This is a genomic window from Streptomyces sp. NPDC059850, from assembly GCF_042731515.1.
Taxonomy (GTDB): domain Bacteria; phylum Actinomycetota; class Actinomycetes; order Streptomycetales; family Streptomycetaceae; genus Streptomyces.
This window is the reverse complement of record NZ_JBHWJI010000008.1, coordinates 151,949-177,857: the sequence shown is the minus strand read 5'-3', so window position 1 is coordinate 177,857 and position 25,909 is coordinate 151,949. Positions and strand designations below refer to the sequence as shown.

Here is a 25,909-nt window from a genome sequence, read left to right as displayed (position 1 = left end):
CCGTATGTCGGTGCGCCGCCAGGGACTCGAACCCCGGACCCGCTGATTAAGAGTCAGCTGCTCTAACCAACTGAGCTAGCGGCGCCTGCTGACGTAGAAGACCTTAGCACCCGGGTCAGGCGAAGTGAAAATCGATATCTTTCAGCCCGGAAACAGGGCGGGTTCGCTGGTCACAGCCGTGCCGTCGGCGTCCGCACCGGCCGTGGCACGCAGCGTGCGGGCCGCTCGGACACAGGCCCACAGCAGCACCTCGGGCCCGGGCAGCCAGGGGCTGCGGACGTCGGGGGCGACGAGCCAGCGGGGTGAGGGGGCGTCGTACGAGGCGATCTCCGCCGGGGGCTCGGGCTCCGCCGTGCCGGGGTCCTGGGGGTACAGGGGCGGTACGGTCACCGTGTCCCCCCAGCCGTAGCAGAGCAGCGGGGGTGCCGTGCCGCCCCACTCCTCCCAGCCGAGCAGCGCGGGCAGCCGCTGGGCCGCGCCCGGGGTGGCGAACAGCAGGACCCGGCCGCCCTGGGCGGCCACCGGACCGGTGCCGGGGCCATCGGTCCATAACCGGCTCACCACCCGGCGCCCGAAGAGCGCGTCCATGCTGACGACGTCGAACGCGGTGCCGCACGGCAGCGGGACCGAGGCCGCCGGATGCCGCTCCCAGAGCGCGTGGATGCCGCGGGGGGACCGGCTGGCGGAGGCGAGCCAGTCCGCGCCGGCCGGGGTGACGTAGGCGGCGGTGTGAAGTGAGTCCCGAGGCGTTCTGCTCATGTTTCTACAATTACCGTCGGCAGGAGAGGTATCGGGGGATGCGGCAAAACCAGGACATGACGCGGGGCGATGGGGTACCTTCCCCTCGCATATGCCCCCGGCGCATGATCGTGGCAGGACGCGGCCCGTTCGTGCGGGTTTCCCGTGCGGAGTACGCCCATCAGTCCGGCAGCTCGCCGCTTTGTATCAGTTCGCGACCGAACTCGATCATCTTTTTGGCGTAGTCCTCGGTCCACTCCGCCCGCTCGGCGATCACAGCGGGGGTCAGCCGGTCGAACCGTCTCGGGTCGGCGAGCTGCGCGGCCGCCATCGCCTGGAACTCCATGGCCCGGTCCGTCGCCGCGCGGAACGCGAGCACCAGCTCGGTCGAGCGGGCGAGGAGTTCGCGCGGATCCTCGATCGACTCCAGGTCGAAGAAGTGCGCCTCGTCCTTGACGGCGGCGGCCGGTTCGAAGAGCAGCGCGGCCGGTTTCATTCGCCGTGGCGCGGCGCTGGTCGGGCCCCCCGCCGGATCCGGCTCGGGCATGTGATCTCTCCTCCTGGGTCGTGAGACACGTTCGGTTGGCGGTGCGTCCTGCTCCCATTGTCGCGCGGGAGGCAAGACCGCCGCCCCCACCAGGGGTGTCTCCCCACCGACCCCACCTCCGAACCCAGCGCCCCGGGCCCGGACCCCCGGGCCCGGCGGAACTTTCGCGGACTCGCGCTAGGGCCGCCAGGAGACGCGGTGTTCGGCCAGGTGCGACAGGACCGCGTGGTTCGCCTCCCAGCCGTCCGGGAACTTCACCGTCACCCCCAGCTGCACCGGTTCCGTCGACGGATGCTCGTCCAGCAGCTCCGCAACCCCCGCCCGGCACACCACCACGCACGCGTGCCGGTGCCGCGACGCCAGCACGCACAGCCGGCCGGTCTCCAGATGGAACGCGGTCGCGTCCGGGCGGCCGGACAGCGGGTGCAGCACCACCGTCAGATCGAACTCACGTCCTTGGAGGCGGTTCGCGGTATCGACGGTGACGCCCGACACTCCGAGCCCCGCCAGCGCCGCCCGCACGGCCGCCGCCTGGTCGCGGTGCGCGGTGCCGACCGCGATCCGGTCGGCGGTCAGCGGCACCGGCTCGTCGGCGCGCTCGCTGACCGCCGCGCCGCCCCGGTCCAGCGTCCGCCGGACCACCTGGGCCACGGCCGCCACCGCCTCCGGGTCGGTGCGCGGCGTACGGCGGGCCGGAAGCTCCAGCAGCCCCCACCCGGAGACGGCGGCCTCGTCCAGCACCCGGTCAGGCCCCGAACCGTCCGAGGGCACCCCGAAGCTCAGCCGCCGGTCGCCGTGGTCCGTACCGCTGCGGAAGGGCGTGTACGGATAGAACGCGTCCGAGACCAGCGGCGCGGCCGACGCGGGCAGCCGCCAGGACACCGGCAGCCGGTGCTGCGGAAGCCGCGGATTGTGGGCCAGGAGCGTGGTCACCGCGCTGGCCGACGGGTCGTACGAGAGCCCCGCCCACTGATCGGCGCCCACCACGCTGAACGGGTCGAGCTGCCCGGGGTCGCCGACGAACAGCGCCCGCTCGAAGAGCCCCGCGACAGCCAGCAGCGCGTCCGAGCGCATCTGGTACGCCTCGTCCACGATCGCGTGGCTCCACGGCTCGACGTTCTTCACATGCCCCCACTTGGCGGCCGTGGAGACCACGATGCCCAGCCCCGCCAGATCCGCGACCTTCGCCGAGCAGCGCACCGCCGGATGCTCGTCGAGCACCGGGTCGTACGGATGCGGATCGCTGCTGTGCAGACGGCCGACCGGAAGGTCCGGGTCCGCCGTGGCGAGCCGGTCCACCAGATCGTCCACCTGCGCGTTGGTCTGCGCGACGACCATCAGCGGCCGCCCGGCGGCGGCCAGCTCCCGGGCCGCCCGGACGACCAGCGTCGACTTGCCCGCGCCGGGCGGGGAGTCCACGACGACACCTCGGTGGGCGCCGTGCAGGGTGTCGTGCAGGATCGCGTCGGTCGCGCGCGCGGCCGCGGCCGACGGGTCGAACGGCTCGCCCCTCCCCGCACGGGCCGCCCGGTCCGTGGCGATCACAGATAATCCTCCTCGGTCACGGGGTCGGGAGCCTGCTCAGGGGCGGCGGCGTCCGGCGGGCCGCCGTGGGTCCACGGGGTGCTCTCGGGGTCGGGCAGCTCCGGACCGCCGCGCGGGGCGTGCTCGAACAGCGTCCAGCACACCCGGTCGCCCGGCTCGGGCACCGAACCCGGCTCCGGCTCCTTGCCCCGGCCCATCCCCCCGGTCAGCCGGACCACGAACGCGGCGGGCGTGCCCCCGGGGCCCTCGGAGGGCTCCTCGGCGGGCTCGGCGTCCCCGGCGAACTCCCCGGTCTGCGTCCGGCCGTCGTCCATCACCCGGTACAGCTTGATCCGCTCGGCCAGGTGCGGACGGTCCTCGGTGCGCACCGTGACCAGCGGCCGCGGGCGTGGCACCTTCGCCTCCGACCAGGCCATCTCCACCTCGGTGACCTCGCCCGCGAACGCCTCCCCGGACAGCCGCCGCCCGGCCATGACCAGCGGATCGTCCAGCGCCTCGTGCGCGTCCAGCTGGGCCTGCGCGGTCTCGCGCGCGGCGAGCTTCTGCGCCGCCGTCACCGCGTCGTCCCGTTTCGGCTGGGGCGGCTCACCGGCCCGGACGCGGTCCCGGTGGCCGGTGTACGACCAGCGGTCGCGCTTCCAGCGGTCCGCCACCCGCGCGCCCTCCGGCAGCTCACGCAAGCGATCCACACCCCGCCACAACGCGTCCCAGGTGGGCGTCAGCTGGGACGCGATCAGCTCGCGCAGCTCCGCCTCGGCCGCCCGCAGCCGCGCCTCGCCCCCGGCCACGCCGCCCGTCACCTCGGAGCGCGCCGCGTCGTACCGGGACATCGCCGGGGCCAGCAGCTTGTTGTCGAAGGCCGGGTCGGTGGCGGGGCCCGCGGGCGGGTACAGCAGCTGCCCGTCCCCGTCCCGCGCAGACTCGGTGTGCAGCGCCGCCGCCGCGCCCGGGACGCCCTCCGGCGGGTCGATCCAGGCCAGCAGCGAGCCCAGGTGCTGGTCCTCCAGATTGCTCTGCCCGGTCGCCCAGTGCCGCCCCAGCAGCTCGGTCAGCGACAGCAGCAGCGAGGAGCCGGGCACCCGGGACCGCTCCCCGTAGTGCGTCAGCCACCGGCCGAGCAGCGGTACGCGCGCGGGCGCCGGGAACGGCGTCTCCGGGTCCTGCTCGGCGGTGCGCCGGAACCGCATCGACCGGCCCAGCAGCCGCACGAACGCCACGCCCGCGGCGCTGGGCACCAGCAGCTGCGGCGCGTCCGCGCACAGCTCGACCTGGACCGGCACCTTCTTCCCGGTCTCCGGGTCGGTCTCCTTGCGCTCCTCCAGCTCGACGTCGTCCGCGTACCCGTCCAGGTACGGAAGCATCTCCTCCGCCAGCTCGGCGAGGAACGCGAACCGCAGATCACGGTTGCGCGGCTGTGCCACGATCAGCAGCCGCGGCGCGTCCCGGTCGGTGCCCACCAGCGCGCCGAGCGGCGCGCCCGTCTCGCCCGCGGTGGTCAGCGGTACGAACGCCAGCGGCCGATGGGAGAGATGCCGGTGCCGCACCGTGGTCAGCGGCCGCGCCCGGCCCTTCCGGACGGCCTCCATCCGGGCCAGCGTGGTGATCAGCGACATACCCCCTCCGCAGGCCGCGCGGCGGTGGCCAGGGCCTCGGCGCGCAGGGCCGCCGCGCGCCGCAGGGTGTCCACGGCCGGGTCGCCGGTGGGCTCCGGACCGCCGGATTCCAGGGCGGCCGCGAGCACGGCCTCCACCGTGGTCAGCCCGCCCAGGTCACCCCGTACGCCGCGCCCCAGCGACTCGACGGCGCCCGCCGCCCGGGCCCGCTCCCGGCAGTGGAGGGACAGCTCACAGGTGGACAGGCACTCCGGCGCGTACGCCGCGTCGACCGACTCGACCGCGGCGGTCAGCTCCCCGACGGGCCGGGTCGCGGTCTGGCCGTCCTCGGTGAGCCGCAGGTCGAAGGTGGTGCCTTCGGGGAGGGCGGCGGCGATCTCCTCGATCCGGGTGAGACGGCCCAGCTGCCGCCGGGTCACGGCGAGCTGCTTGCGCACATCCACGAGTTCGGCGGTCGGCAGGTTGGAGAAGTCCTTGGGGCAGACGAGCAGCACCTGATGCCGCACCCGGGCCCGCACGCCCTCCTGCTTGCCCTCCGGGCCCTCGGTGACCTCCCCGAGGTGGGCCGCGATCCGCTCCAGGGCCAGGGCGTAGACGGCCGACTGCCGGGCCGCCGCGCCGACCTTGGCCGGGTCGGCCGCGCCGTCCACCATGGGGAAGGACTTGATCTCGACGACCGTCCAGGAGCCGTCGGGGTGCACCACGACCGCGTCCGGCTCCAGGAAGGCGGGGGAGCCCGCGACGTCCAGGCTCACCATCGGATGGTCGAGCAGCGCCCACCGCCCCGCCGAGGTGGCCTCCCGCAGCGCCAGCGCCGTACGGGCCGTACGCCCCTGGGGACCGGCCGCGGTCAGCTCGGGGGTCGCGGTGGTGTCCGGATCGGGCGCGGCCGAACCGTCGGCCAGCCGCTCGTGCAGCAGCCGCGTGAGCAGCGCGCCGCGGTCGGCCTTGACGTGGGCCTCGAAGGTATTGCCGCGCTGATGGGCGAACTGGGACTGGCCGAAGGGCGCGGGCGCTCCGAGCGCCCGCGCGAGCGCCCCCTTGTCGACCCCGGCGCCGTCCAGCAGCGCGCGGCGGCGGCAGCCGGGGTTGGCCGCCAGCGCGGCCAGCGCGCGGGCGTCCATCGGGTGCGGAACGGCGGAGGGGCCGCGCAGCTCAGCGAGCTGGTGCCGCAGCGCCGTCGCCCGCACCGGCTCCCCGGCCGTGGCCGGCACCGGCACCGGCACCGGCTTGCCGTCCGCCGCCGTCGCCGCCACCCGTACGTTGCGTGTCCGCGCCCCTGCCCTGCTGTCGGGGGATCCGTTCCCGTTCCCGTTCACGGGCCGAAGTCTCGCACTTGTCACTGACATTCGCGGCAGCGCCGGGGATTCCGGCGGCGGTTCCGGTAGCGGTTCCGGCAGCGGCCGCGCCCGTGGCAGCTTCGGTGGGGGCGTCGGCGGTCCGGGTCGCGACGGCGGCGCGGGCCGGGCGGAAGCGGTTGCGGACGGCGTCCGCGAGCCGCAGCGCGGGCCGGGTCAGCAGCGCCCCGGCCCCGACGGCGGCGGCACCCGCGGCCGCGTCGAGGAAGTAGTGGTTCGCGGTGCCCATCACCACGAGGGTGATGACCAGCGGATAGACCACGGCGACGATCTTCGACCACACCGAGCGCCCCTGCCACCACAGCGCTATCCCGCACCACAGCGCCCAGCCCACATGGAGGCTCGGCATCGCCGCGTACTGGTTGGTGAGCCCGCCCATGCCACGTGGCGCGGACGCGTCACCGCCCCACCAGCCGTAGGCGCTGTATTGAGCCATCGTGTCGACGAAGCCCTGGCTCGCCTCCAGCAGCCGCGGCGGGCACGTCGGCACCACGACGAACCCGACCAGGCCGATCATCGTGGTGACCAGCAGCCAGGTGCGGGCGAAGCGGTAGTCCGAGTTCCGGCCGCGCCTCCACAGCCACACCAGGACCGCCGGGGTGGCCGCGTAGTGCAGTGACGCGTACAGGAAGTCGGCCGGTATGCCTATCCAGGCGTGCTTGGTGAACAGGTCGTTGAGCGGCGACTCGAAATCGATGTTGAGCTGCCGTTCGAAACGGAGGATTCCCAGGCCGTGGTCGACGGCGGTGGACACATCGCCTTGGCCCAGCAGCCGACCGCCCGCGTAGGCGAGGTACACCACCGCGATCAGCGGCAGCTCGGTCCACCAACGGGCCCGACTGCCCAGTGTCGCTCCGTCACGGGGCGCGGTTTGGGGCATCCGGACGCTCTCCCAGTCAAAAGTCAGGCGGCCACAACATGGCGCGCGGTCAACCGTACGGTGTCGTCGAGGCGGCCCCCGCACCGCCCCCGGGGACCCACGGTTGATAACCGCGCGAGCAGGAAGACGTCAGGAGTCCCCCCAAGGTTGCCTCTCGATCACGTGCGCGATGATGGATGGACAACGAACGGACAGAGATCCGTTCCCCAGAGCGCGTAGAGCGCAGGTATTCCGCGGGCGGTCGCGTGGCATGGCGCACGGGGCGCGCGGCAGGCACGTCATCCGGTGAAAGGCGACCCCATGGCACCACGCATCCTCCTGGCCCGGCACGGACAGACGCAGTGGTCGCTCCTGGGCAAGCACACCGGCCGTACGGACATCCCGCTGCTGGACGAGGGGCGGCGCGGCGCCAAGCTGCTCGGCGAGCGGCTCCACCAGACCCCCTGGGCGGGCCTGCCCGACGCCGAGGTGCGCACCAGTCCGCTCGTTCGCGCCCAGGAGACCTGCGACCTGGCGGGCTTCGGCGACCGGGCGCAGGCCTGGGACGCCCTGCTGGAGTGGGACTACGGCGCCTACGAGGGGATGACCCCGGCCGAGATCAAGGCGGTCCGCCCCGGCTGGCTGATCTGGCGCGACGGCGTCCCAGAGGGCGAGTCGCTCGCCGCGATCACGGCCCGGGCGGACGCGGTGGTGGAGTGGGCGCGCTCCGCCGACCGGGATGTGCTGGTCTTCGCGCACGGCCACATCCTGCGCACCCTGGGGGCCCGCTGGCTCGGCTACGACGTCTCCTTCGCGGCCCGGATACGCCTCGACCCCACGTCCCTGTCGATCCTGGGGTGGGCGTACGGCGAACCGGCCATCGAGCGCTGGAACGACACCGGGCACCTGGGCTGACCTCCCGCCGCCGCGATCGCGCGGTCAGACCGGGCTTTCGCGGTGGGCCTGCTGGTAGCGGGCGAGGAAGTCCGCGACCGACGCGTTGCGGCCGTGCGGGCGCAGCAGCCGGGCGGTGTCCTCCAGCATGCGGCGGATCCGGGAGGACGTGACCTGGTTCAGCAGGCCCAGGGCGCGGCCCGCCGCGGCGGCGGCCGCCTCCGGCTCGCCGTCCGCCACCAGGTCGTTCGCCAGCTCCGTGGTGAACAGGGCGATGTTGCGGGTGAAATGGGGCTTCTGGAGGGAGACCGCGCGGCGCGCGTGCTCCGCCGCGCGCCCCCAGTCGCCCAGTGCCGACCAGCACTGCGCCTCCAGGCCCTCCAGTTCGGCCTCGCCGAAGAAGGTCATCCACTCCGGGTCGTCGTCGCAGGGGCCCCGGCCGAAGAGCGACTGGGCGCGCAGCAGGGCCCGTTCGCAGCCGCCGCGGTCGGCCAGCCAGGCCCGGCCGCCCGCCTCGCGCAGCGCGATGAGCGACAGCAGCCGGGGCGAGGCCAGCCGCCGTGCGGCCCGCTGCGCGGCCTGGGCGGCGCGTACGGCCTCGCGCGGGCGGCCCGCGTCGCGGGCCAGGAAGGCGGTGTTGCAGAACGCGTGGGCCTCAAGGGCGGGATCGCCCGTGACGCGCGCGGTGGCCAGCGCCTCCGCGTAGTGCGAGCGGGCGTCGGTGAGCCGTCCGGAGTCATGGGCGAGCCAGCCCACCGAGATGGCCAGCTCGCCCGCGCCCGCGTACAGCCGCTCCACCACGGAGCGGCCGTAGCCGCCCGCGTCGAGCAGCGCGTACGCGGCGCTCAGCGGGCGCGCGGTGTGCACGTAGAGGCTGTCCGCGCCGTGCCGGTCGTCCAGCAGCCGGATGCGGCGCACGGCCTCCTCGACGGCGGCCGCCTCGGCCTGTCCGGCCCGCCGGGAGGTCCGCACGGCCTCGGCGGCGGCCACCGCCCCGCCCGCCATGAACGCACGCCGTAGCAGTTCGCTCTCCTCGAAGATGTCGATGTCGGCCGGGGCGCGGGGCTCCGGCTCCGGGCGGGGTGCCGGAACGGCGGCCGGCCCGACCGGGCGGCCCCGGACCGCCTCGCGCGGGGTGAATCCGAGGTCGGTGAGGGCGCGGCCGGGGAACATGTGGCGGAACACGCGCTCGTACGCGTAGTTGGGGCAGCGGATCGCCCCTGACTCGACGCGGCCGATATAGCGCGCGTCGCAGGAGACCTGTTCGCCGATCTCGCGGGCCGCGCGCCGTACGGACGCCGCGAACTCGGCCGGTGAGAGCTGCCCGCGTAACAGCCGGAACGCGGTGTTAGGGCGGGATGACGAGGCTGGTGGGGCTGGCGAGGATTCCGGAAGCGGCCTCATGGTGACCCTCCCTACGGTGCTGCCGTGTCGGCGGGGGAGAACCGTACCGGTTACGACGTTCCGGACATTTGGATATTCCCGGCAATAAAGACAAGTCGCCCTCGATCTGCCATGAACTGCCATCCTTTACGGCGGCATTCGGCCGTAGCCGTTGACACTGCCGAGCGTTGAACCCTGAGCAACCCGATGAAGAGGGAGGCCGGAGTGGATATCAGCCGCTCGCGGACGACTGCCCAACATCACCCGCGCCAGGAGTGTGATCTGGTCACCGTGCCCGCCCGCCAGGGGCTGGAGGCGGTGGACATCCTGCGCCGCGGCTGCGACGGCCTCGGCCCCGTGATGCACGACAACGCCTGCGACACCCTCGGCTTCCTGGTGCCGCCCGGCACCGCGGACGGCTGGGACATGCCGGGCAGCGCCTGCACCGAGACGGCCGGGCGCGGCATGCGCATAAACGACGGCGGCGCCGTGGGGCAGGGCGCCACCCACTGGCTGGTGCCACCGGACGCCGCGTACACCGGCGCCACCGACCCCGCCGAGCTGCGGGCCGCGCTCGGTGAGGCGGCCCGCACGATCGAGGCCGTCGACCGCTGTCAGTAGCCCTGTGACCAGCCCCGATGCCGGGCGGTGGACCGGCTGTCGGTGGCCCGGCCCATACTGGGGCGCATGGCGAAAGGCACGAAGAAGCGAGCGGCGGAGCGCGGGCGCGCGGCGGGCCGGGGGCGCACCCCCGAGCCGGTCACCGCACCCGTCGACGGGGGCCTCGCCGAGCTGGTGCCGGACCGCGACCGCCCGCGCGGCTGGACGCTGCTGCTGGACGGCAAACCGCAGTCCCATGTGGACCTCGACGACCCCGCGTACCTCGACTTCGAGTACCAGCGGCGGCTCGGCCACGCCGCCGATCTCGCCGCCCCGCCGGGGCGCCCGCTGCACGCCGTCCATCTGGGCGGCGGCGCCTTCACGCTGGCCCGCTACATCGCGGCGACCCGCCCCCGCTCCACCCAGCAGATCGTCGAGATCGATGCCCCGCTCGTCCAGTTCGTACGGCGCGAGCTGCCGCTCGGCCCCGGCGACCGGATACGGGTGCGGGGCGCCGACGCCCGGGCCGGGCTCGCCAAGGTGCCCGAGGGCTGGGCCGATCTGATCATCGCGGACGTCTTCAGCGGGGCCCGCACCCCCGCGCACCTGACCAGCCAGGAGTTCCTGGCCGAGGTCCGCCGGGCGCTGCGCCCCGGCGGCCTCTACGCGGCGAACCTCGCCGACGGCCCGCCGCTGGCCCATCTGCGCGCCCAGATCGCCACCGCCCGCGCCGCGTTCGCCGAGGTGTGCCTGACCGCCGACCCGGCCGTGCTGCGCGGCCGCCGCTTCGGCAACGCCGTCCTGCTGGCCGCCGACCACGAGCTGCCGGTGGCCGAGCTGACCCGCCGCGCCGCCGTGGACCCGCACCCCGCCCGGGTCGAACACGGCCGCGCGCTCGCGGACTTCACCGGCGGCGCGGCCCCGGTCACCGACGCGACGGCCACCCGGTCCCCGGCGCCCCCGGCCGCCGTCTTCGACTAAATCTGTCGCATTCCACAGATCCGGTCGTATGTTCCCCATCCGCTCGCTAGCGTGCCCCCCGTAGTCCACCTAACTCCGTACGCAGGGCAGGCAGATGATGAGCCGCAGGTACCGCCGTCGCCGCACCGTGGGCCGGGGCACGATGGCGATCGGCGCGACCGCCGTCGTCCTCGTGGCGGGCGGGGCGGCGTTCGCGCTGAGCGGCGCGGTCGGTGGCGGCGAGTCGGTGAACGAGGCGCCGGACCTGGGCGCGGGTACGGGACCGGGTACGGGACCCGGGACCGCGCCGGGCGGGACCCCCAGCACGACGCCGGGCACGACACCGGGCACGACGCCGGGGCAGCAGGGCAACGGGGAGGGGGTGGCGGCCGCCGCGCCCTTCGCGCCGTACATCGACACCTCGCTCCACGTCCCTTACGACATGGTCGGCACCGCGAAGAAGACCGGCGTCAAGGAGTTCACGCTCGGCTTCGTCTCCCCCGGCGGCGGCTGCACCCCCGAGTGGGGCGGCAGAACCGCGCTCGGCGGCGACAAGGTGGCCCGGCAGACGAAGGCGCTGCGCGCGGAAGGCGGCGACATACGGGTCTCCTTCGGCGGCCAGTCCGGGAACGAACTGGCCCTGGCCTGCTCCTCGGTGGACGACCTGGCCGAGGCCTACGGCGAGGTCGTGGACCGGTTCAAGCTCACCAAGATGGACTTCGACATCGAGGGCAAGGCGCTGAAGAACGCCGCGGCCAACACCCGCCGGGCGCAGGCCATCGCCGCGCTGCAGAAGGAGAACCCCGGCCTGGACGTCTCCTTCACCCTGCCCGTGATGCCCACCGGCCTCACCCGGGACGGCGCCGAGCTGGTCGCCGACGCCGAGAAGAACGGGGTGAAGATCTCCGCCGTCAACATCATGGCGATGGACTACGGCACCTTCTACGACGGCGACATGGGCCAGTACGCGATCGACGCGGCCACCGCGACCCAGAAGCAGCTGAAGCGCGCGCTGAGGCTGAGCGACGAGGCGGCGTGGAAGGCCGTCGGTGTCACCCCGATGATCGGCGTCAACGACGTCAAGGTCGAGATATTCACGGTCGAGGACGCCACCCAGCTGGTGCGGTTCGCCCGGACCAAGGGGCTGGGCAAGCTGTCCATGTGGTCCGCGACCCGCGACAAGCAGTGCGCGGGCGGCGCCCAGAAGTCGGCGTCGGCGATCTGCAGCTCGGTCGAGCAGGACGCGCTGGCGTTCACCAAGGCGCTGGGCGGCTACGAGGGCTGACCGCACAGCCCCTCGGCTAGTGGTGGGGGGTCTCCTGCTGCTCCCGGTACTCCTCGGCCGTCGGCTTGGCGATCTGGCCGCCGTCGCCGAAGTAGAAGCGGGACAGCCGCGCCCGCAGACGCACCGAGCGGGACAGTTTCCGTTCGACCCCGGCGCCGTCCACGGCCGGTGGCAGCTCCAGGGGCTCGTACTGCTCGTAGGCCGTCAGCGTGTACCGCTCGCCCGGTGACAGCGGCTCGTGCACCTCGATGTACTCGCCGTGCGGCAGCCGCTGGATGATGCCGGTCTCGCGGCCGTGCAGCACCATGTCGCGGTCGCGCCGCTGCAGCCCGAGGCAGATCCGCCGGGTGATGGCGAACACCACGAGCGGCACCACGAAGAAGCCGATCCGCCCCGCCCAGGTGATCGCGTTGATCGACAGATGGAAGTGGGTCGCGAAGAGGTCGTTGCCGCCGCCGATCAGCAGGACCGTGTAGAGGGAGATCCAGGCGGCGCCGAAGGCGGTGCGGGTGGGGGCGTTGCGCGGGCGCTGGTTCAGATGGTGTTCGCGCTTGTCGCCGGTGATCCACGCTTCGAGGAACGGATAGAGCCAGATGGCGAGCAGCACCATCGGGAAGACCACCAGGGGGATGAAGACACCGAGGACCAGGGTGTGGCCCCACAGATTGATCTCCCAGCCCGGCATCAGCCGGATCAGCCCCTCGGAATAGCCCATGTACCAGTCGGGCTGGGCGTCGGTGGAGACCTGGTCGGGCCGGTAGGGGCCGTACGCCCAGATCGGATTGATCTGGGCGATGCCCGCCATCAGGGTGGTGATGCCGAAGACGAGGAAGAAGAACCCGCCGGATTTGGCGACATAGACCGGCCACAGCGGGGGACCCACGATATTCATGTTCTTCTTGCCGGGCCCGGGCCCATGGGTGTGCTTGTGATAGACGAGCAGGATCATATGGAGGGCCAGCAGGCCGAGCATGATACCGGGAATGAGCAGCACATGGAGGGTGAAGAGCCGGGGGATGACGATCGTCCCGGGGAACTGTCCGCCGAAGAAGAAGAACGACAGATACGTGCCGACGATCGGCACCGACAGGATCGCGCCCTCCATGAAGCGCAGCCCGGTGCCGGAGAGCAGGTCGTCGGGGAGCGAATAGCCCATGAAGCCGTCGAACATGCCGAGAATGAGCAGTCCGGCGCCGGAGAGCCAGTTGATTTCGCGTGGCTTGCGGAAGACGCCGTTGAAGAACGTCCGCATCATATGGGCGATCATGCTCGCGATGAAGAGCACGGCCGCCCAGTGGTGGATCTGCCGCATGAGCAGGCCGCCGCGCACGTCGAAGCTGATGTCCATGGTGGACTCGAACGCCTGGGACATGTGGATGCCGTTGAGCGGCTCGTAGCGGCCGTGATAGACGACCTCGTTCATGGCGGGCTCGAAGAACAAGGTCAGGTAGACGCCCGTCAGGATGATGATGACGAACGTGTACAGGGCGATCTCGCCGATCAGGAAGGACCAGTGGTCGGGGAAGACCTTCCGCAGATTGGCCTTGGCCATCGAGAAGAGGCCGACTCGCCCGTCGAACCACCCGGCGAGTGCCTCGCCCTTTGCTTTGCTCATATCTCATGCATTTACCAGCACCGTCCGCCCACCGCTCTGTCGGCCGGGCGTGTGGCCCATGCCGTAATCCATTCGGAGGAGGAAAGTGCGGCTCCGCCCACCCCCCACAGGCTGGGCGGAGCCGCGGTCTTTTCCCGCGGCCCGGATTACGCGTCCGGCAGCTCCCCGGTGCGCGCGACCTCCGCGTACCAGCGGGCGCTGGACTTCGGGACGCGGGCCTGGGTGGGGTAGTCGATGTAGACCGCGCCGAAGCGCTTGCTGTAGCCGTACGCCCATTCGAAGTTGTCCATCAGCGACCACAGGAAGTAGCCGCGCAGATCGGCGCCGTCCGCGATGGCCCGGTGGGCGGTGGCCAGATGGGCGCGTACGTAGGCGATCCGCTCCGGGTCGTGGACGTGGCCGTCCGCGTCCGGCTTGTCGTCGTACGCGGCGCCGTTCTCGGTGATGTAGAGCGGCACGCCCGGCGCCTCCCGGGTGTAGCGCATCAGCAGGTCGTACAGCCCGGTCGGGTCGACGGTCCAGCCCATCTCGGTGCGCTCGCCCGGCGTCTGGTGGAAGGCGACCCGCTCGGAGCCCGGCCAGGGGGAGTGGGCGCTGGCCCCGTGGCCGTCGTGCCGGGCGGCCCGGCCCCCGTTGTCGGTGGCGGCTGATACCAATGAGGGCGTGTAGTAGTTGATGCCGAGCGCGTCGAGGGGGTGCTTGATGACGGCCAGGTCGCCATCGCGGACGAAGGACCAGTCGGTGATAGCCGTCGTGTCCTCGATGAGGTCGTTCGGATACGCGCCGCGCAGCAGCGGCCCGCTGAACACCCGGTTGGCCAGCGCGTCGATACGGCGCTGAGCGTCCAGGTCGGCCGGGTCCTGGGTGAGCGGGCGGACCACCGCCGGGTTGAGGCTGATGGCGATCTGGGCGCGGGCCGGGAGGGCGGCCCGCAGCGCCTGGGCGCCGAGGCCATGGGCCAGGTTCAGGTGGTGGGCGGCGCGCAGCGGGGCGAGCCGCTCGGTGCGGCCCGGGGCGTGCACCCCGGAGCCGTAGCCGAGGAAGGCGCTGCACCACGGCTCGTTGAGGGTCGTCCAGTACTCGACGCGGTCGCCCAGCGCCTCCGCGACGATCCCGGCGTACTCGGCGAACCGCTCGGCCGTCTCGCGTTCCGGCCAGCCGCCCGTGTTCTCCAGCTCTTGGGGGAGGTCCCAGTGGTAGAGGGTCAGGACCGGCTGGATTCCGGCGGACAGCAGCTCGTCCACCAGCCCGCGGTAGAAGTCCAGCCCGCGCTGGACGGCGGGCCCGCGGCCGGTGGGCTGGACGCGTGACCAGGAGACCGAGAAGCGGTAGGCCGCGAGGTTGAGGTCGGCCATGAGCCGGATGTCCTCGCGGAAGCGGTGGTAGTGGTCGACCGCGACATCGCCGGTGTCGCCGCCGAGCACCTTGCCGGGGGTGTGGCTGAAGGTGTCCCAGATGGACGGGGTGCGGCCGTCCTCCTGCGCGGCGCCCTCGATCTGATAGGAGGCGGCGGCCGCGCCCCACAGGAATCCGGGCGGGAAGGAAAGACTCATGGAAGCGCTCCCATTCGAGGTCGTGATGTGGGGAGGGACGGGGGAGAGGGAGGTGAGGGCGGTGCGGGCGGCGCGGACGAAGGGCTCAGCCCTTGACCGCGCCCTGCATGATGCCTCCCACGATCTGCTTGCCGAAGAGCACGAAAGCGATCAGCAGCGGCAGGGTGCCGAGCAGCGCTCCCGCCATGATCACCGACTGGTCGGGGACATAGCCGCGGCCCAGTCCGTTCAGCGCGACCTGGACGGTGGGGTTGCCCGTCTGGGTGAGCGCGATGATCGGCCAGAAGAAGTCGTTCCACGCCTGGACGAAGGTGAGCATCCCCAGCACGGCCATGGCCGGGCGGGCCGCCGGGAAGACCACGTGCCAGATGACGCGCAGGCTGCTGGCGCCGTCCATCCGGGCAGCCTCGATCAGCTCCGTCGGCAGCGCCTGGCTGAGGTACTGCCGCATGAAGAACACCCCGAAGGCGGTTACCAGCGTCGGCAGGATGACGGCCTGGAGCTGGTCGGTCCACTCCAGCTTCGCGACCACCATGTACAGCGGCACGACGCTGAGCTGGGGCGGCACCATCATCGTCCCGATGGTGAGCATCAGCAGCAGGTTCTTGAAGCGGAAGCGCAGCTTGGCGAAGGCGAAGCCCGCGATGGTCGAGAACAGCACGGTGCCGGTCGCGATGGTCCCGGCCACCACGGTCGTGTTCAGCAGCGCCTCGCCCATATTGGCGTCGTTCCACGCCACATCGAGGTTGTGGAACAGGTTCCCGCCGAACCAGAACGGCGGCGGGGTCTCGGCGAGCCGGGTGTTGGTGCGGGACGCGGCGATGGCGGTCCACACCAGCGGGAAGAGCGAGCCCAGGGTGAACAGGGTCAGCACGGCGTAGGTGATCTTCCCGCCGTGCAGCTGCTTGCCCGCGCGGTTACGGCCCTTCCGCCCGGCCGGGGGCGGTGCGGGCGGTGCGGTGGCCGGTCGGGAAGACACGGTGGCGGTCATGGTGGTCCCTCGTCTCCCTCACTGGCTCTTCCGCAGCCGTCGCTGCACCAGCCAGTTGGCCGCGGCGATCAGCAGCAGGATCAGGAACATGGCCCAGGCGATGGCCGAGGCCCGGCCCAGGTGCTGGTTCACCCAGCCCTGCTCGTACAGGTAAAGACCCAGCGTCTGGAACTGGTGGTCGCCCCCGCCGGTCGCGCCCGCGCTGCCGTTGAACAGCAGCGGCTCGCCGAAGAGCTGGGTCGCCCCGATCGTGGACACCACGATGGTGAACAGGATGGTGGGCCGCAGCGAGGGGATCGTGACGTGGAGGAACTGCTGCCAGCGCGAGGCCCCGTCGAGCGACGCCGACTCGTACAGATCGTGCGGCACCGCCTGCATGGCGGCCAGGTAGATCAGCGCGTTGTAGCCGGTCCAGCGCCAGATGACGATCGTGGAGACGGCGAATTGCGAGGACCAGGTGCCGTTCTGCCAGTCGATCCCGTCGACGCCGATCAGGCCAAGCGCCCAGTTGATCATTCCGTAGTCGCGCCCGAAGAGCAGCACGAACACGAGCGTGGCGGCGGCGACGGAGGTGGCGTACGGGGTGAGCATGGCGACCCGGAAGAACATCGAGCCGCGCAGCTTGTAGTTGAGCAGATGCGCCAGCCCGAGCGCCATGATCAGCTGCGGCACGGTGGAGATCAGCCCGATGGTGAACGTGTTCTGGAGCGCGTTCCAGAAGAACTCGTCCTCCCACAGCCGGGAGAAGTTCCGCATCCCGACCCACTCCATATGGGTGGGGTCGGTCAGCTCCACCCGGTGCAGCGCGGACCAGCCCGTGTAGACCAGCGGGAAGAGCCCGAACGCGGCGAAGAAGACGAAGAACGGGGCGACGAAGGCGTACGGGCTCCACTTCACGTCCCAGTGGTGGCGGCGGGAGCGCCACGCGCGCCGCCGCCGCTCCCGGGGATCGAGGGGCGCCACCGGAGTGGCGCGGCGCGGGGCCGCGCCCCCCTGCCCTGCGGGGGGCGCGGCAGTACCGGAGGTGGTGGGCATTCCGGTCACTGGTCCAGCGCGTTGTCGATCGTCTTGGTCGCGGCCTTCCAGCCCGCCTCGGGCGACCTGCCCTGCTGGTCGACCTGGAGGAGGCCGATGTCCACGAGGTTCTGGTTGATGATCTGGTCCTTCGCGCCCAGCACCTGGACCGGGATGCCCTTGGCGGCCTCGGTGAAGATGGAGCCGATCGGCGCGTTCGCGAAGTAGGGGTGCTTGGCGTCCTTCACGTCCGGCAGGGAGTACGACGCCTGGGAGCTGGGCCAGCTGCCGCGCTCCTTGAACAGCTTCGCCTGCTGTTCGGGTGCGGTCAGCCAGGCGACGAGCTTGGCCGCCTCTTCCTTGTTCTTGCCCGCCTGCGGCACGCCGAGGAAGGTGCCGCCCCAGTTGCCGGGCTTGGGCGCGGCGGCCACGTCCCACTGGTCCTTCGCCTTGTCCCCGGCCTTGCTCTGGATGTAGCCGAGCATCCACGGCGGGCAGGAGACGGTGGCGAACTGCCCGTTGGCGTAGCCCTGGTCCCAGCTCTTCTGGAACTGCTGGAGCTTGGCGGTCATCTTCCCGGTGGCCGCCTTGGTGGCCAGCTCCCAGGCGTCCTTCACCGCCGGGCTGTCCTTGTAGATGATCTTGCCGCTCTTGTTGTAGTAGCGCTCCGCGTTGCCCGCGACCGCCGCGTTGAAGACGCCGCCGGCCGAGTCGACGAAGGCCGTGCCGCTGGGGGCCTTCTTCATGTACTTCTCGCCCGCGTCCAGGTACTTGTTCCAGTCCCCGGCCCAGAGCTGGGAGACCTTCTCACGGTCGGTGGGCAGCCCGGCCTTCTGGAACAGGTCCTTGCGGTAGCAGATCGCCATCGGGCCGATGTCGGTGGCGAGGCCGACCGCCTTGCCGTCCTTCGTGATGCTCTGCTGCCATTTCCAGTCGAGCCAGTTCTCTTTCTTGACGCCCGCTGTCTTCGAAAGATCAACGAACTTGTCCGCCTGGGTCTGGACGACCTCGGCGATGTTGGCGACTTCGATGCCCTGGACATCGGCCAGACCGCTGCCCGTGCTCAGGTGGTTGAGCAGCTGCGGGTAGTAGTTCTCGTTGCGCTCGATGACCGTCTGCTCGATCGTGATGTCCTTGTGGAGCTTCATGTACTCGTCGTAGAGACCGGCTTCCTTGAAGCCCATGGTGCCGAAGAGACCCATGATGATCTTGGTCTTTCCGCCACCACCGCCCCCGCCGCCCCCGCCTGACTTGGTGTCGCTGTCGCCGTCGTCGGCACAGCCGCTGAGCAGTCCGGCCCCTAACGCGGCGATGGCCGCGAGGGCCACCGCTCTGCTGCGGTACGTACCAGTGATCCTGCGCATTCCGTCCTCCTAGCGCCCTGACGTACCGCTCCCGGCCAAAAAGGGGGAATCCATGGGACTTTGAGATGCATCGGCACGGGCGGGCAGCGTGCGGGTTGTGTATGACTCAGGTACTGTGGGAGCGCTCCCAGGTTGATGTGTTGAAGGGTTGCGGCTCCCCGCTGGGGTGTCAAGGGACAGAGCGGAACAACTTCCGGAAACCGCACTGCTGTTGAATGTCCACCGCAGCCGCCCATGTGGGTGGATCTGCTGGGTACGGAGGCTGGAGGCGCGAGATGGCAGGAACCCGGCGGCGGCATGGTGCGGGGCGCGGCAGGCCCACCCTTGAGGAGGTCGCGGCCCGCGCGGGCGTCGGCCGCGGCACCGTCTCCCGGGTGATCAACGGCTCGCCGAGGGTCAGCGACCGCACCCGTACGGCCGTCGAGCAGGCCGTCGCCGAACTCGGCTACGTGCCCAACCGGGTGGCCCGCGCGCTGGCCGCCAACCGGGCCGACGCCGTCGCGCTGGTCATACCCGAGCCGGAGACCCGGCTGTTCGCGGAGCCCTACTTCTCGGACATCATCCGCGGCGTCGGCGCCGAGCTGGCCGACACCGATCTGCAGCTGCTGCTGACCCTCATCCGCACCCCCAAGGAGCGCCAGCGCTTCGCCGAATACCTCTCCGCGCACCGGGTCGACGGCGTCCTGCTGGTGTCCGTCCACGCGGACGATCCGCTGCCCGACCTGCTGGAGCGCCTGGAGATGCCCGCGGTGCTCAGCGGGCGCCGCTCGGCGCACGAGTCGGTGCCGTACGTCGACTCGGACAACACCGGCGGCGCGCAGTCCGCCGTGGAGCACCTCATCGGGCGCGGCCGCACCACCGTCGCCACCATCACCGGGCCGCTGGACATGTACGTCGCCCAGTGCCGTCTGGACGGCTACCGCGCCGCGGTCCGGGCCGCGGGCCGGGAGCCGGAACCGGAGCTGGTGGCGTCCGCCGACTTCACCGAGGAGGGCGGCCGCCGGGCGATGCGCCAGCTGCTGGAGCTGCGGCCCCGCCTCGACGCGGTCTTCGCCGCCTCGGACGTGATGGCCGCGGGCGCCCGCCAGGTGCTGCGCGAGTCCGGGCGGCGGGTCCCGGAGGACGTCGCGCTGGTCGGCTTCGAGGACTCCGCGGTCGCCCGCCACATGGACCCGCCGCTGACCAGCGTCCGACAGGCGACCGAGGAGATGGGCCGGGCGATGGTGCGGGTGCTGCTGGAGGAGATCGAAGGCCCCTCGGAACGGCCCTCCAAGCGCCCCCAGGTGGTGCTGCCGACCCAGCTGGTGCGGCGCGAGTCGTCGTGAACGGGTAGGCCCCGCTCGCGTTCGTACGAACACGAGCGGGGCCTGTGGGAGGAGTTACAGCGCCGGGTAGGCGTTCCTCAGCAGCTGCTGGAACTGGGCCGAGAACCAGTGGCCCGACAGCGGCGCGTTCGCGAGCGAACCGGACATGTTGTAGCCGTTGCGCGCGTTGCCCGTGTACGTCGGGTCGCACATCCGGTCGAAGCCCTTGCCCTCGTCGTTCGGGATCTGCGAGCTGGAGCCGTCGGACTCGCCCGGGGGCTTCATCCACACGTACGCGTCGATCCCGGCGGCGGGCGATGCCTTGGGCCGCTCACCGAGCCCGGCCCCGGACTGGTTGCACCAGTTGCCGATGTGGATACGGCGGTCGTAGCGGCCGCCGTTGACGTACGTGTCGACGCTGGTCGTGGCGCCAGGGCCGGACGGGCGGGCCGCGCCGCCCCAGCCGTTGCGGGAGGTGTCGATGAGCGCGCCGACGTTCGACGGGAAGCCCACGTTCACCAGCTCCTGGCGGAAGCCCTGGGCGAACGACAGCTCGTCGACGTAGCGGTTCCAGTCCACCCACTTGGACTGGCGGACCGTGGTCCCGTTGACGTTGTCGTTGATGGTGAAGTTGTTTTCCTTCAGGGCGCTGTAGTTGGCGGTGTTGACGATGATGCCCGCCACCTTGTCGACCGTGCTGCCCTCGGCGGTCGCGGCCTGCTTGAGGACCTGGGCGGTGGCGTTGAAGTTGTCGTCCCAGCCGATCCAGCCGTGGTGTCCGGCGTCGATGTAGTTGTAGACGTTGCCGATGGCGCCGAGCTTGTTGACCGCGTAGCCGACGCCCTTCACGTAGTTGCCGTTGGCCTTCATGGTGTCGCACTGCGGGGTGGCGGTCGGGCGGCCGCCGGTGTTGGTGACCAGGTTCGGCAGCGAGTCGATCTCGATGGTGGTGACGATCCGCAGATTGGAGTTGGCGTACTTCGACTCGCCCAGGATCGACGCGATCGGGTTGATGTACTGCGTCTTGTACTTGTCGATCTCCGTCGGGCCCAGCTCGCCGTTGGAGGCCAGCGCCGCGCAGTCGCGGCCGGGCAGGTTGTAGATGACGAGCTGGACGACGGTGGGGCTGCCGCCCGACTGCTGGAGCGCGGTGTCCAGGTGGGCGCGGAGGCCGCGGGCGCCGGAGGTGCCGTTGATCGCGGCGATGCGGTCCATCCAGACGCCGGTCGGCTGGTTGGAGATCCTGGAGCCGCCGGGCTCGGCGGCGGCCTTGGCGGACCAGTCCGGGTTCACGTACACCTTGGCGCCCGCGTACGGGTTGTCGACCTTCGCGGCGGCCTTGGCGGCCCCGTCGGCCTGCGCCGAGGCGGTGCCCGCGAGCGAGCCGACGGTCAGGGCGGTGGCGGCCAGCAGCGCGCCGCCCGCGAGCGCGGCCGCGCGGGTGCGGCTACGGGGCTTCTGGAACGGTGGGGGAGGTGAGGGAATGCGGCTCATGACAGTCCTTTCAGGTGATCGCGGAGTCCGATGCCGAAAGCGGTGGGGGTGCCGTTGAAATCGCTGATCAGAGAGGGGCCGGACGAGCAGTCCCAGGTGTTCCAGGTCCAGCCGAGATACGAGGCGCGCCGGGCGTCCAGCCAGGCCATGACGCGGTCGATGTAGCCGTGTGAGCAGGTGTTCTCGCCGATCTCTCCCGCCACGAACGGGACTTGGGCGATCACCGGGGCCAGCTGCTCGTTGAAGCAGCTCTCGCTGGAGCAGGTGTTGAAGTTGTACGTGTGCCAGGCGGCGGCGAGGTTGCCCGCCGGGTCGCTCGGCTTGTACGCCAGCCACTGGCGCATGTCGTTGGAGTACGCGAGGCCGCCGAGCAGGATCACGTTCCGGGCGCCGGTGGCCCGTACCGCGTTCACCAGGCTCTGCGTCCCGGCGACCGGGAAGTCGATGCCGGGGCAGCTGCCGCCGTCCCGCCAGCACTTCCACGCCGCCGTGAGGTCGGAGGTGGCGCGGTCCGGGAACGGCTCGTTGAAGAGGTCGAAGACCACGGCCTGGTCGCCCTTGAAGGTCTCCGCGACCGAGGACCAGAACGCCGGGGTGTACTGGGCGTTCGGCATCGGCTTCTGACAGGTGGCGTAGGCGGTGTCCGGGCACTTGTTGTCGCCGCCGGTGTACTTTCCGTGGCTCCAGTGGAGTTCGAGGATCGGCGTGATGCCGTGGGCCTCAAGACGGGTGACGTACTCCTTCACCGCGTTGATGTAGTTCGCTCCGCGATAGGCGGCGTTGATGTGCGACAGCCCGAGCCAGCACTCCTCGTTGAGCGGGACGCGGACCGCGTTCGCCTTCCACCCGGCGATGGCCTTCACGGACGCGTCGTCCATCGGCCCGTCGAAGATGCCCCGGCCCTGTACGCACATGAACTCGCCGCCCGAGCGGTTGACGCCCAGCAGCCGCCGGGTGGCCCCGTTCTCGTCCACGAACGCGTTGCCCGCGACGCGCAGCTTCGGCGGGGTGCCGCCCTGGCCCGGCGGGGGATCGGTCGGGTCCGTGGGATCCGTCGGGCCGGATCCGCCGTCGCACGCCACGCCGTTGAGCTTGAAGGCCGACGGCACCGGGTTGGACCCGGACCAGGAGGCGGTGAACCCGGCGCCGACGCTGCCGCCCGTCGCGATCTTCCCGTTCCAGGCGGCGTTGACCGCGGTCACCGTCGTCCCGGACTGCGACCAGGTGGCGTTCCACCCCTGGGTCACCTTCTGTCCGGCGGAGAAGTCGAAGGTGAGGGTCCAGCGGTCGAGCGCGGCTCCGTTGTTGGTGATCGTGACGTTGCCCTGGAAGCCGTCGCCCCACTGGCTGGCGGCGGTGTACGCCACGGTGCAGGCGGCCGCCGCCCGTGGTGCGACGGAGCTGCCGGACCGTGGTGCGACGGAGGTGCCGGACGCGGCGGCGGTGCCCGCGGTGCCCGCCAGGGTGAGCGACGCGGCGGCCGCCAAGGCGTAAAGGCGCGGTGGTGCTCGCATGGAGCGACTCCTCGGGTGCTCGCGCCGTCCCGTCGGCGCTGACTGCTGGAACCGCTCCCACTGGTTGAGCTGACCGTAGCGCCAGTGGCGTACATGTCAACAGACTCGTTCAGAGATTTATCGGTCGAAGGCCTTCTGTCAGGCCGTCCTGTTCAAAGACTTGACACTTCCTCAGATGGAACGGACGCTTGGGAGCGCTCCCACTGGTTCGCACATCCCCCCGTTTCCGAACCCGCGTGGAGGTCCCCCATGCGCGTACAGCGAGGCTCACCCTTGTCAGGGGCGCGTCGGCGGATGAGACGGCTGGTGACCGCGCTGGCCGCGGCCCTCTCGCTGCCCGTGGCCATGACCGCCGCCGGTGGCGCCGCCCCCGCCCACGCCGACACCGCCGCCGCCGTGCAGTGCAACGTCGACTACAAGACGAACGACTGGGGCTCGGGCTTCACCGCCGATCTCACGATCTCCAACCCCGGTACCGAGGCCATCAACGGCTGGACCCTGACCTACGACTACGCGGGCAACCAGAAGCTCGGCAACGGCTGGAACGGCACCTGGTCGCAGTCCGGCAAGACCGTCACCGTCAAGAACGCCGCCCACAACGCGAACATCGCGGCCGGTGGCAATGTCACCACCGGCGGCCAGTTCAGCTACAGCGGCGCCAACGCCGCGCCCACCGCCTTCGCCGTCAACGGCGTCACCTGCCGAGGCGCCCACCAGCCGCCCATCACCGTCCTCACCAGCCCCGCCCCGGGCGCCGTCTACTCGGCGGGCGGCACCGTCCCGATGGCGGCCACCGCCGCGGCCGCCGACGGCGCGAGCATCACCAAGGTCGAGTTCTACAGCGACACCAAGCTGCTGGGCACCGACACCACCTCGCCGTACAGCTTCGACTACGCGGACGTCCCGGCGGGCGACTTCTCGCTGTACGCGAAGGCCTACGACAGCCAGGGCGCCGCCGCCGAGTCCACTCCGGTCGGCATCCATGTCGCGGCGGGCCCCGCGCTGGTCGCGAGCCCCGCTCAGCTCGGCGTCGAGCAGGGCAAGACCGGCACGTTCGGCCTCCGGCTGTCCACCAGGCCGTCCGCCAACGTGACGGTCGCGGTGGCCCGTACGTCCGGCAACTCGGGCCTGACCATCTCCTCCGGCGGCAGCCTCACCTTCACCCCGGCCAACTGGAACACCGCCCAGCAGGTGACCGTCGCCGCCGCCAGCTCCGGCACCGGCTCCGCGACCTTCACCGCGACCGCCTCCGGTCACACCAAGGCCGAGGTCACCGTCACCCAGCTGGCCGCCGCCAAGACGTACGACGCCCGCTTCCTGGAGCTGTACAACAAGATCACCGCGCCCTCGGCGGGCTACTTCTCGCCCGAGGGCATCCCGTACCACTCCGTGGAGACCCTGATCGTCGAGGCGCCCGACCACGGCCATGAGACGACGTCCGAGGCGTACAGCTATCTGATCTGGCTCCAGGCGATGTACGGCAAGGTCACCGGCGACTGGACCAAGTTCAACTCCGCGTGGGACATCATGGAGAAGTACATGATCCCCACCCGCGCCGACCAGCCGACGAACAGCTTCTACAACCCCTCCAAGCCCGCCACCTACGCGCCCGAGTGGGACCAGCCCTCGCAGTACCCGGCGAAGCTCGACGGCAACGTGCCGGTCGGCCAGGACCCCATCGGGGCCGAGCTGAAGAGCGCGTACGGCACCGACGACGTCTACGGCATGCACTGGATCCAGGACGTCGACAACGTCTACGGCTACGGCAACTCGCCCGGCAAGTGCGAGGCGGGCCCGTCCGACACCGGCCCGTCCTACGTCAACACCTTTCAGCGCGGCCCGCAGGAGTCCGTCTGGGAGACCGTGACCCAGCCGACCTGCGACGGCTTCAAGTACGGCGGCAAGAACGGCTATCTGGACCTGTTCACCGGTGACGCCTCCTACTCCAAGCAGTGGAAGTTCACCAACGCCCCCGACGCCGACGCCCGCGTCGTCCAGGCCGCCTACTGGGCCTCCGAGTGGGCCAAGGCGCAGGGCAAGGGCAGCCAGATCTCCGGGAACATCGCCAAGGCCGCCAAGATGGGCGACTATCTGCGCTACGCCATGTACGACAAGTACTTCAAGAAGGTCGGCAACTGCGTCGGCGAGACCACCTGCCCGGCGGGCAGCGGCAAGAACAGCTCCAGCTATCTGCTCTCCTGGTACTACGCCTGGGGCGGCGCCACCGACACCTCCGCGGGCTGGGCCTGGCGCATCGGCTCCTCGCACGCACACGGCGGCTACCAGAACCCCATGGCGGCCTGGGCCTTAAGCTCGTACGCCGACCTCAAGCCCAAGTCCGCGACCGGCGCGAGCGACTGGTCCACCAGCCTCAAGCGGCAGGTCGAGTTCTACCGGTGGCTGCAGTCCAGCGAGGGCGCCATCGCGGGCGGCGCCACCAACAGCTGGCAGGGCCGCTACGCCACCCCGCCCGCCGGAAAGTCCACGTTCTACGGCATGTACTACGACGAGAAGCCGGTCTACCACGACCCGCCGTCCAACCAGTGGTTCGGCTTCCAGGCGTGGTCCATGGAACGCGTCGCCGAGTACTACAACCGCACCGGTGACGCCTCGGCCAAGGCCGTCCTCGACAAGTGGGTCACCTGGGCGCTGTCCAAGACCACCATCAACCCCGACGGCACCTACCAGTTCCCGTCCAACCTCCAGTGGTCCGGCCAGCCCGACACCTGGAACGCGTCCAGCCCCGGCGCCAACACGGGCCTGCACGTCACCGTGACCGACTACACCAACGACGTGGGCGTGGCCGCCGCGTACGCGAAGACGCTGTCGTACTACGCGGCCAAGTCGGGCCACACCGCCGCCAAGAACGCCGCCAAGGCGCTCCTCGACGGTATGTGGAACCACCACCAGGACGCGCTGGGCATCGCGGTCCCCGAGTCCCGCGCCGACTACAACCGCTTCGACGACCCGGTCTACGTCCCCAGCGGCTGGACCGGCACCATGCCCAACGGCGACAAGATCGACTCCAGCTCGACCTTCCAGTCGATCCGCTCCTTCTACAAGAACGACCCGGCCTGGTCCAAGGTCGAGGCGTACCTGAAGGGCGGCGCGGTGCCGAGCTTCACGTACCACCGCTTCTGGGCCCAGGCGGACATCGCGCTGGCGATGGGTTCGTACGGAGAACTCTTCGAGTAGCGGAACCCATCGTGCGGACCGGCGGGGCCCTCAGGGTCGGGGGCCCCGCCTCCTCGCTGCCGTTTGAGGACGTCGCGGATTCG

20 protein-coding genes and 1 tRNA gene are annotated in these 25,909 nt (G+C 71.3%); 6 read left to right on the top strand and 15 right to left on the bottom strand.

Going from position 1 to position 25,909, the window contains the following annotated elements; translation table 11 throughout:
- Positions 1-11 precede the first annotated feature (11 nt).
- The 7 genes from ACFV9T_RS09255 to ACFV9T_RS09225 all read right to left on the bottom strand — a co-directional run bounded on the left by ACFV9T_RS09255 (position 12) and on the right by ACFV9T_RS09225 (position 6,681).
- A tRNA-Lys gene (locus ACFV9T_RS09255) sits at positions 12-85 on the bottom strand.
- A gap of 56 nt (positions 86-141) precedes the next feature.
- Positions 142-759: a bifunctional DNA primase/polymerase gene (locus tag ACFV9T_RS09250; RefSeq protein ID WP_385437817.1), complete on the bottom strand. Its 618-nt coding sequence runs from the start codon at positions 757-759 to the stop codon at positions 142-144.
- A 160-nt stretch (positions 760-919) separates the two neighbouring features.
- Positions 920-1,285: a hypothetical protein gene (locus ACFV9T_RS09245; RefSeq protein WP_385437816.1), complete on the bottom strand. Its 366-nt coding sequence runs from the start codon at positions 1,283-1,285 to the stop codon at positions 920-922.
- Positions 1,286-1,462: 177 nt separating this feature from the next.
- Positions 1,463-2,830, bottom strand: coding sequence for an AAA family ATPase (locus tag ACFV9T_RS09240; protein WP_385437815.1), 1,368 nt, complete (start codon positions 2,828-2,830; stop codon positions 1,463-1,465).
- Positions 2,827-4,443 carry a hypothetical protein gene (locus ACFV9T_RS09235; RefSeq protein ID WP_385437814.1) on the bottom strand — a complete coding sequence of 539 codons (1,617 nt, stop codon included), beginning with the start codon at positions 4,441-4,443 and terminating at the stop codon, positions 2,827-2,829. Before ACFV9T_RS09235 ends, ACFV9T_RS09240 begins: the two co-directional genes overlap by 4 nt.
- Positions 4,434-5,699, bottom strand: a complete 1,266-nt coding sequence (locus ACFV9T_RS09230) for a hypothetical protein (RefSeq protein WP_385437813.1) — start codon at positions 5,697-5,699, stop codon at positions 4,434-4,436. Before ACFV9T_RS09230 ends, ACFV9T_RS09235 begins: the two co-directional genes overlap by 10 nt.
- Positions 5,599-6,681, bottom strand: a complete 1,083-nt coding sequence (locus ACFV9T_RS09225; protein ID WP_385437812.1) for a phosphatase PAP2 family protein — start codon at positions 6,679-6,681, stop codon at positions 5,599-5,601. The genes ACFV9T_RS09230 and ACFV9T_RS09225 overlap by 101 nt, the downstream gene beginning before the upstream one ends.
- Before the next feature lie 300 nt (positions 6,682-6,981).
- On the opposite strand from ACFV9T_RS09225, the gene ACFV9T_RS09220 reads away from it, so the two are divergent.
- Positions 6,982-7,575 carry a histidine phosphatase family protein gene (locus tag ACFV9T_RS09220; protein ID WP_385437810.1) on the top strand — a complete coding sequence of 198 codons (594 nt, stop codon included), beginning with the start codon at positions 6,982-6,984 and terminating at the stop codon, positions 7,573-7,575.
- 24 nt (positions 7,576-7,599) lie between these two features.
- Here the strand turns inward: ACFV9T_RS09220 and ACFV9T_RS09215 are convergent, their stop codons facing one another.
- A complete protein-coding gene (locus tag ACFV9T_RS09215) occupies positions 7,600-8,958 on the bottom strand; it encodes a tetratricopeptide repeat protein (RefSeq protein WP_385437808.1) in 1,359 nt (452 codons plus the stop codon).
- A 186-nt stretch (positions 8,959-9,144) separates the two neighbouring features.
- On the opposite strand from ACFV9T_RS09215, the gene ACFV9T_RS09210 reads away from it, so the two are divergent.
- The 3 genes from ACFV9T_RS09210 (at position 9,145) to ACFV9T_RS09200 (ending at position 11,782) form a co-directional block, all read left to right on the top strand.
- Complete coding sequence (locus ACFV9T_RS09210) at positions 9,145-9,558, top strand: hypothetical protein (RefSeq protein WP_385437807.1); 414 nt, start codon at positions 9,145-9,147, stop codon at positions 9,556-9,558.
- 66 nt (positions 9,559-9,624) lie between these two features.
- Complete coding sequence (locus tag ACFV9T_RS09205) at positions 9,625-10,518, top strand: spermidine synthase (RefSeq protein ID WP_385437805.1); 894 nt, start codon at positions 9,625-9,627, stop codon at positions 10,516-10,518.
- A gap of 94 nt (positions 10,519-10,612) precedes the next feature.
- Positions 10,613-11,782, top strand: a complete 1,170-nt coding sequence (locus tag ACFV9T_RS09200; RefSeq protein ID WP_385437804.1) for a chitinase — start codon at positions 10,613-10,615, stop codon at positions 11,780-11,782.
- A 16-nt stretch (positions 11,783-11,798) separates the two neighbouring features.
- Here the strand turns inward: ACFV9T_RS09200 and ACFV9T_RS09195 are convergent, their stop codons facing one another.
- The 5 genes from ACFV9T_RS09195 to ACFV9T_RS09175 form a co-directional block, all read right to left on the bottom strand.
- Positions 11,799-13,397 (bottom strand): cytochrome bc complex cytochrome b subunit, encoded by a 1,599-nt coding sequence (locus ACFV9T_RS09195; RefSeq protein ID WP_385437802.1) that lies wholly within the window; start codon positions 13,395-13,397, stop codon positions 11,799-11,801.
- Between the two features lie 146 nt (positions 13,398-13,543).
- Positions 13,544-14,950 carry a glycoside hydrolase family 1 protein gene (locus tag ACFV9T_RS09190; protein WP_385437800.1) on the bottom strand — a complete coding sequence of 469 codons (1,407 nt, stop codon included), beginning with the start codon at positions 14,948-14,950 and terminating at the stop codon, positions 13,544-13,546.
- 85 nt (positions 14,951-15,035) lie between these two features.
- Positions 15,036-15,941 carry a carbohydrate ABC transporter permease gene (locus tag ACFV9T_RS09185; protein ID WP_385437798.1) on the bottom strand — a complete coding sequence of 302 codons (906 nt, stop codon included), beginning with the start codon at positions 15,939-15,941 and terminating at the stop codon, positions 15,036-15,038.
- Positions 15,942-15,959: 18 nt separating this feature from the next.
- Positions 15,960-16,976 (bottom strand): carbohydrate ABC transporter permease, encoded by a 1,017-nt coding sequence (locus ACFV9T_RS09180; protein WP_385437797.1) that lies wholly within the window; start codon positions 16,974-16,976, stop codon positions 15,960-15,962.
- Between the two features lie 5 nt (positions 16,977-16,981).
- Positions 16,982-18,319, bottom strand: a complete 1,338-nt coding sequence (locus ACFV9T_RS09175; RefSeq protein ID WP_385437796.1) for an ABC transporter substrate-binding protein — start codon at positions 18,317-18,319, stop codon at positions 16,982-16,984.
- A gap of 275 nt (positions 18,320-18,594) precedes the next feature.
- Between ACFV9T_RS09175 and ACFV9T_RS09170 the strand changes: the two genes are divergently transcribed.
- The gene (locus ACFV9T_RS09170) at positions 18,595-19,644 is read left to right on the top strand and encodes a LacI family DNA-binding transcriptional regulator (RefSeq protein ID WP_385437795.1); all 1,050 of its coding nucleotides are present in this window, start codon (positions 18,595-18,597) and stop codon (positions 19,642-19,644) included.
- Positions 19,645-19,698: 54 nt separating this feature from the next.
- Here the strand turns inward: ACFV9T_RS09170 and ACFV9T_RS09165 are convergent, their stop codons facing one another.
- Together ACFV9T_RS09165 and ACFV9T_RS09160 are read right to left on the bottom strand one after the other, a co-directional pair.
- On the bottom strand, positions 19,699-21,117 hold the full coding sequence (locus ACFV9T_RS09165) for a glycoside hydrolase family 6 protein (RefSeq protein WP_385437793.1): 1,419 nt from the start codon (positions 21,115-21,117) through the stop codon (positions 19,699-19,701).
- A complete protein-coding gene (locus tag ACFV9T_RS09160) occupies positions 21,114-22,631 on the bottom strand; it encodes a cellulose binding domain-containing protein (RefSeq protein ID WP_385437792.1) in 1,518 nt (505 codons plus the stop codon). Before ACFV9T_RS09160 ends, ACFV9T_RS09165 begins: the two co-directional genes overlap by 4 nt.
- Before the next feature lie 294 nt (positions 22,632-22,925).
- On the opposite strand from ACFV9T_RS09160, the gene ACFV9T_RS09155 reads away from it, so the two are divergent.
- Positions 22,926-25,826, top strand: a complete 2,901-nt coding sequence (locus ACFV9T_RS09155; RefSeq protein WP_385437790.1) for a glycoside hydrolase family 48 protein — start codon at positions 22,926-22,928, stop codon at positions 25,824-25,826.
- Positions 25,827-25,909: the final 83 nt, after the last annotated feature.

Bases quoted from the DNA above. Each gene is read 5' to 3' on its own strand.
- ACFV9T_RS09245 (WP_385437816.1), bottom strand. From the start codon at position 1,285: ATGCCCGAGCCGGATCCGGCGGGGGGCCCGACCAGCGCCGCGCCACGG.
- ACFV9T_RS09200 (WP_385437804.1), top strand. From the start codon at position 10,613: ATGATGAGCCGCAGGTACCGCCGTCGCCGCACCGTGGGCCGGGGCACG.
- ACFV9T_RS09160 (WP_385437792.1), bottom strand. From the start codon at position 22,631: ATGCGAGCACCACCGCGCCTTTACGCCTTGGCGGCCGCCGCGTCGCTC.
- ACFV9T_RS09205 (WP_385437805.1), top strand. From the start codon at position 9,625: ATGGCGAAAGGCACGAAGAAGCGAGCGGCGGAGCGCGGGCGCGCGGCG.
- ACFV9T_RS09180 (WP_385437797.1), bottom strand. From the start codon at position 16,976: ATGCCCACCACCTCCGGTACTGCCGCGCCCCCCGCAGGGCAGGGGGGC.
- ACFV9T_RS09190 (WP_385437800.1), bottom strand. From the start codon at position 14,950: ATGAGTCTTTCCTTCCCGCCCGGATTCCTGTGGGGCGCGGCCGCCGCC.
- ACFV9T_RS09185 (WP_385437798.1), bottom strand. From the start codon at position 15,941: ATGACCGCCACCGTGTCTTCCCGACCGGCCACCGCACCGCCCGCACCG.
- ACFV9T_RS09215 (WP_385437808.1), bottom strand. From the start codon at position 8,958: ATGAGGCCGCTTCCGGAATCCTCGCCAGCCCCACCAGCCTCGTCATCC.
- ACFV9T_RS09225 (WP_385437812.1), bottom strand. From the start codon at position 6,681: ATGCCCCAAACCGCGCCCCGTGACGGAGCGACACTGGGCAGTCGGGCC.
- ACFV9T_RS09210 (WP_385437807.1), top strand. From the start codon at position 9,145: ATGAAGAGGGAGGCCGGAGTGGATATCAGCCGCTCGCGGACGACTGCC.
- ACFV9T_RS09170 (WP_385437795.1), top strand. From the start codon at position 18,595: ATGGCAGGAACCCGGCGGCGGCATGGTGCGGGGCGCGGCAGGCCCACC.
- ACFV9T_RS09155 (WP_385437790.1), top strand. From the start codon at position 22,926: ATGAGACGGCTGGTGACCGCGCTGGCCGCGGCCCTCTCGCTGCCCGTG.
- ACFV9T_RS09250 (WP_385437817.1), bottom strand. From the start codon at position 759: ATGAGCAGAACGCCTCGGGACTCACTTCACACCGCCGCCTACGTCACC.
- ACFV9T_RS09235 (WP_385437814.1), bottom strand. From the start codon at position 4,443: ATGTCGCTGATCACCACGCTGGCCCGGATGGAGGCCGTCCGGAAGGGC.
- ACFV9T_RS09175 (WP_385437796.1), bottom strand. From the start codon at position 18,319: ATGCGCAGGATCACTGGTACGTACCGCAGCAGAGCGGTGGCCCTCGCG.
- ACFV9T_RS09195 (WP_385437802.1), bottom strand. From the start codon at position 13,397: ATGAGCAAAGCAAAGGGCGAGGCACTCGCCGGGTGGTTCGACGGGCGA.
- ACFV9T_RS09220 (WP_385437810.1), top strand. From the start codon at position 6,982: ATGGCACCACGCATCCTCCTGGCCCGGCACGGACAGACGCAGTGGTCG.
- ACFV9T_RS09165 (WP_385437793.1), bottom strand. From the start codon at position 21,117: ATGAGCCGCATTCCCTCACCTCCCCCACCGTTCCAGAAGCCCCGTAGC.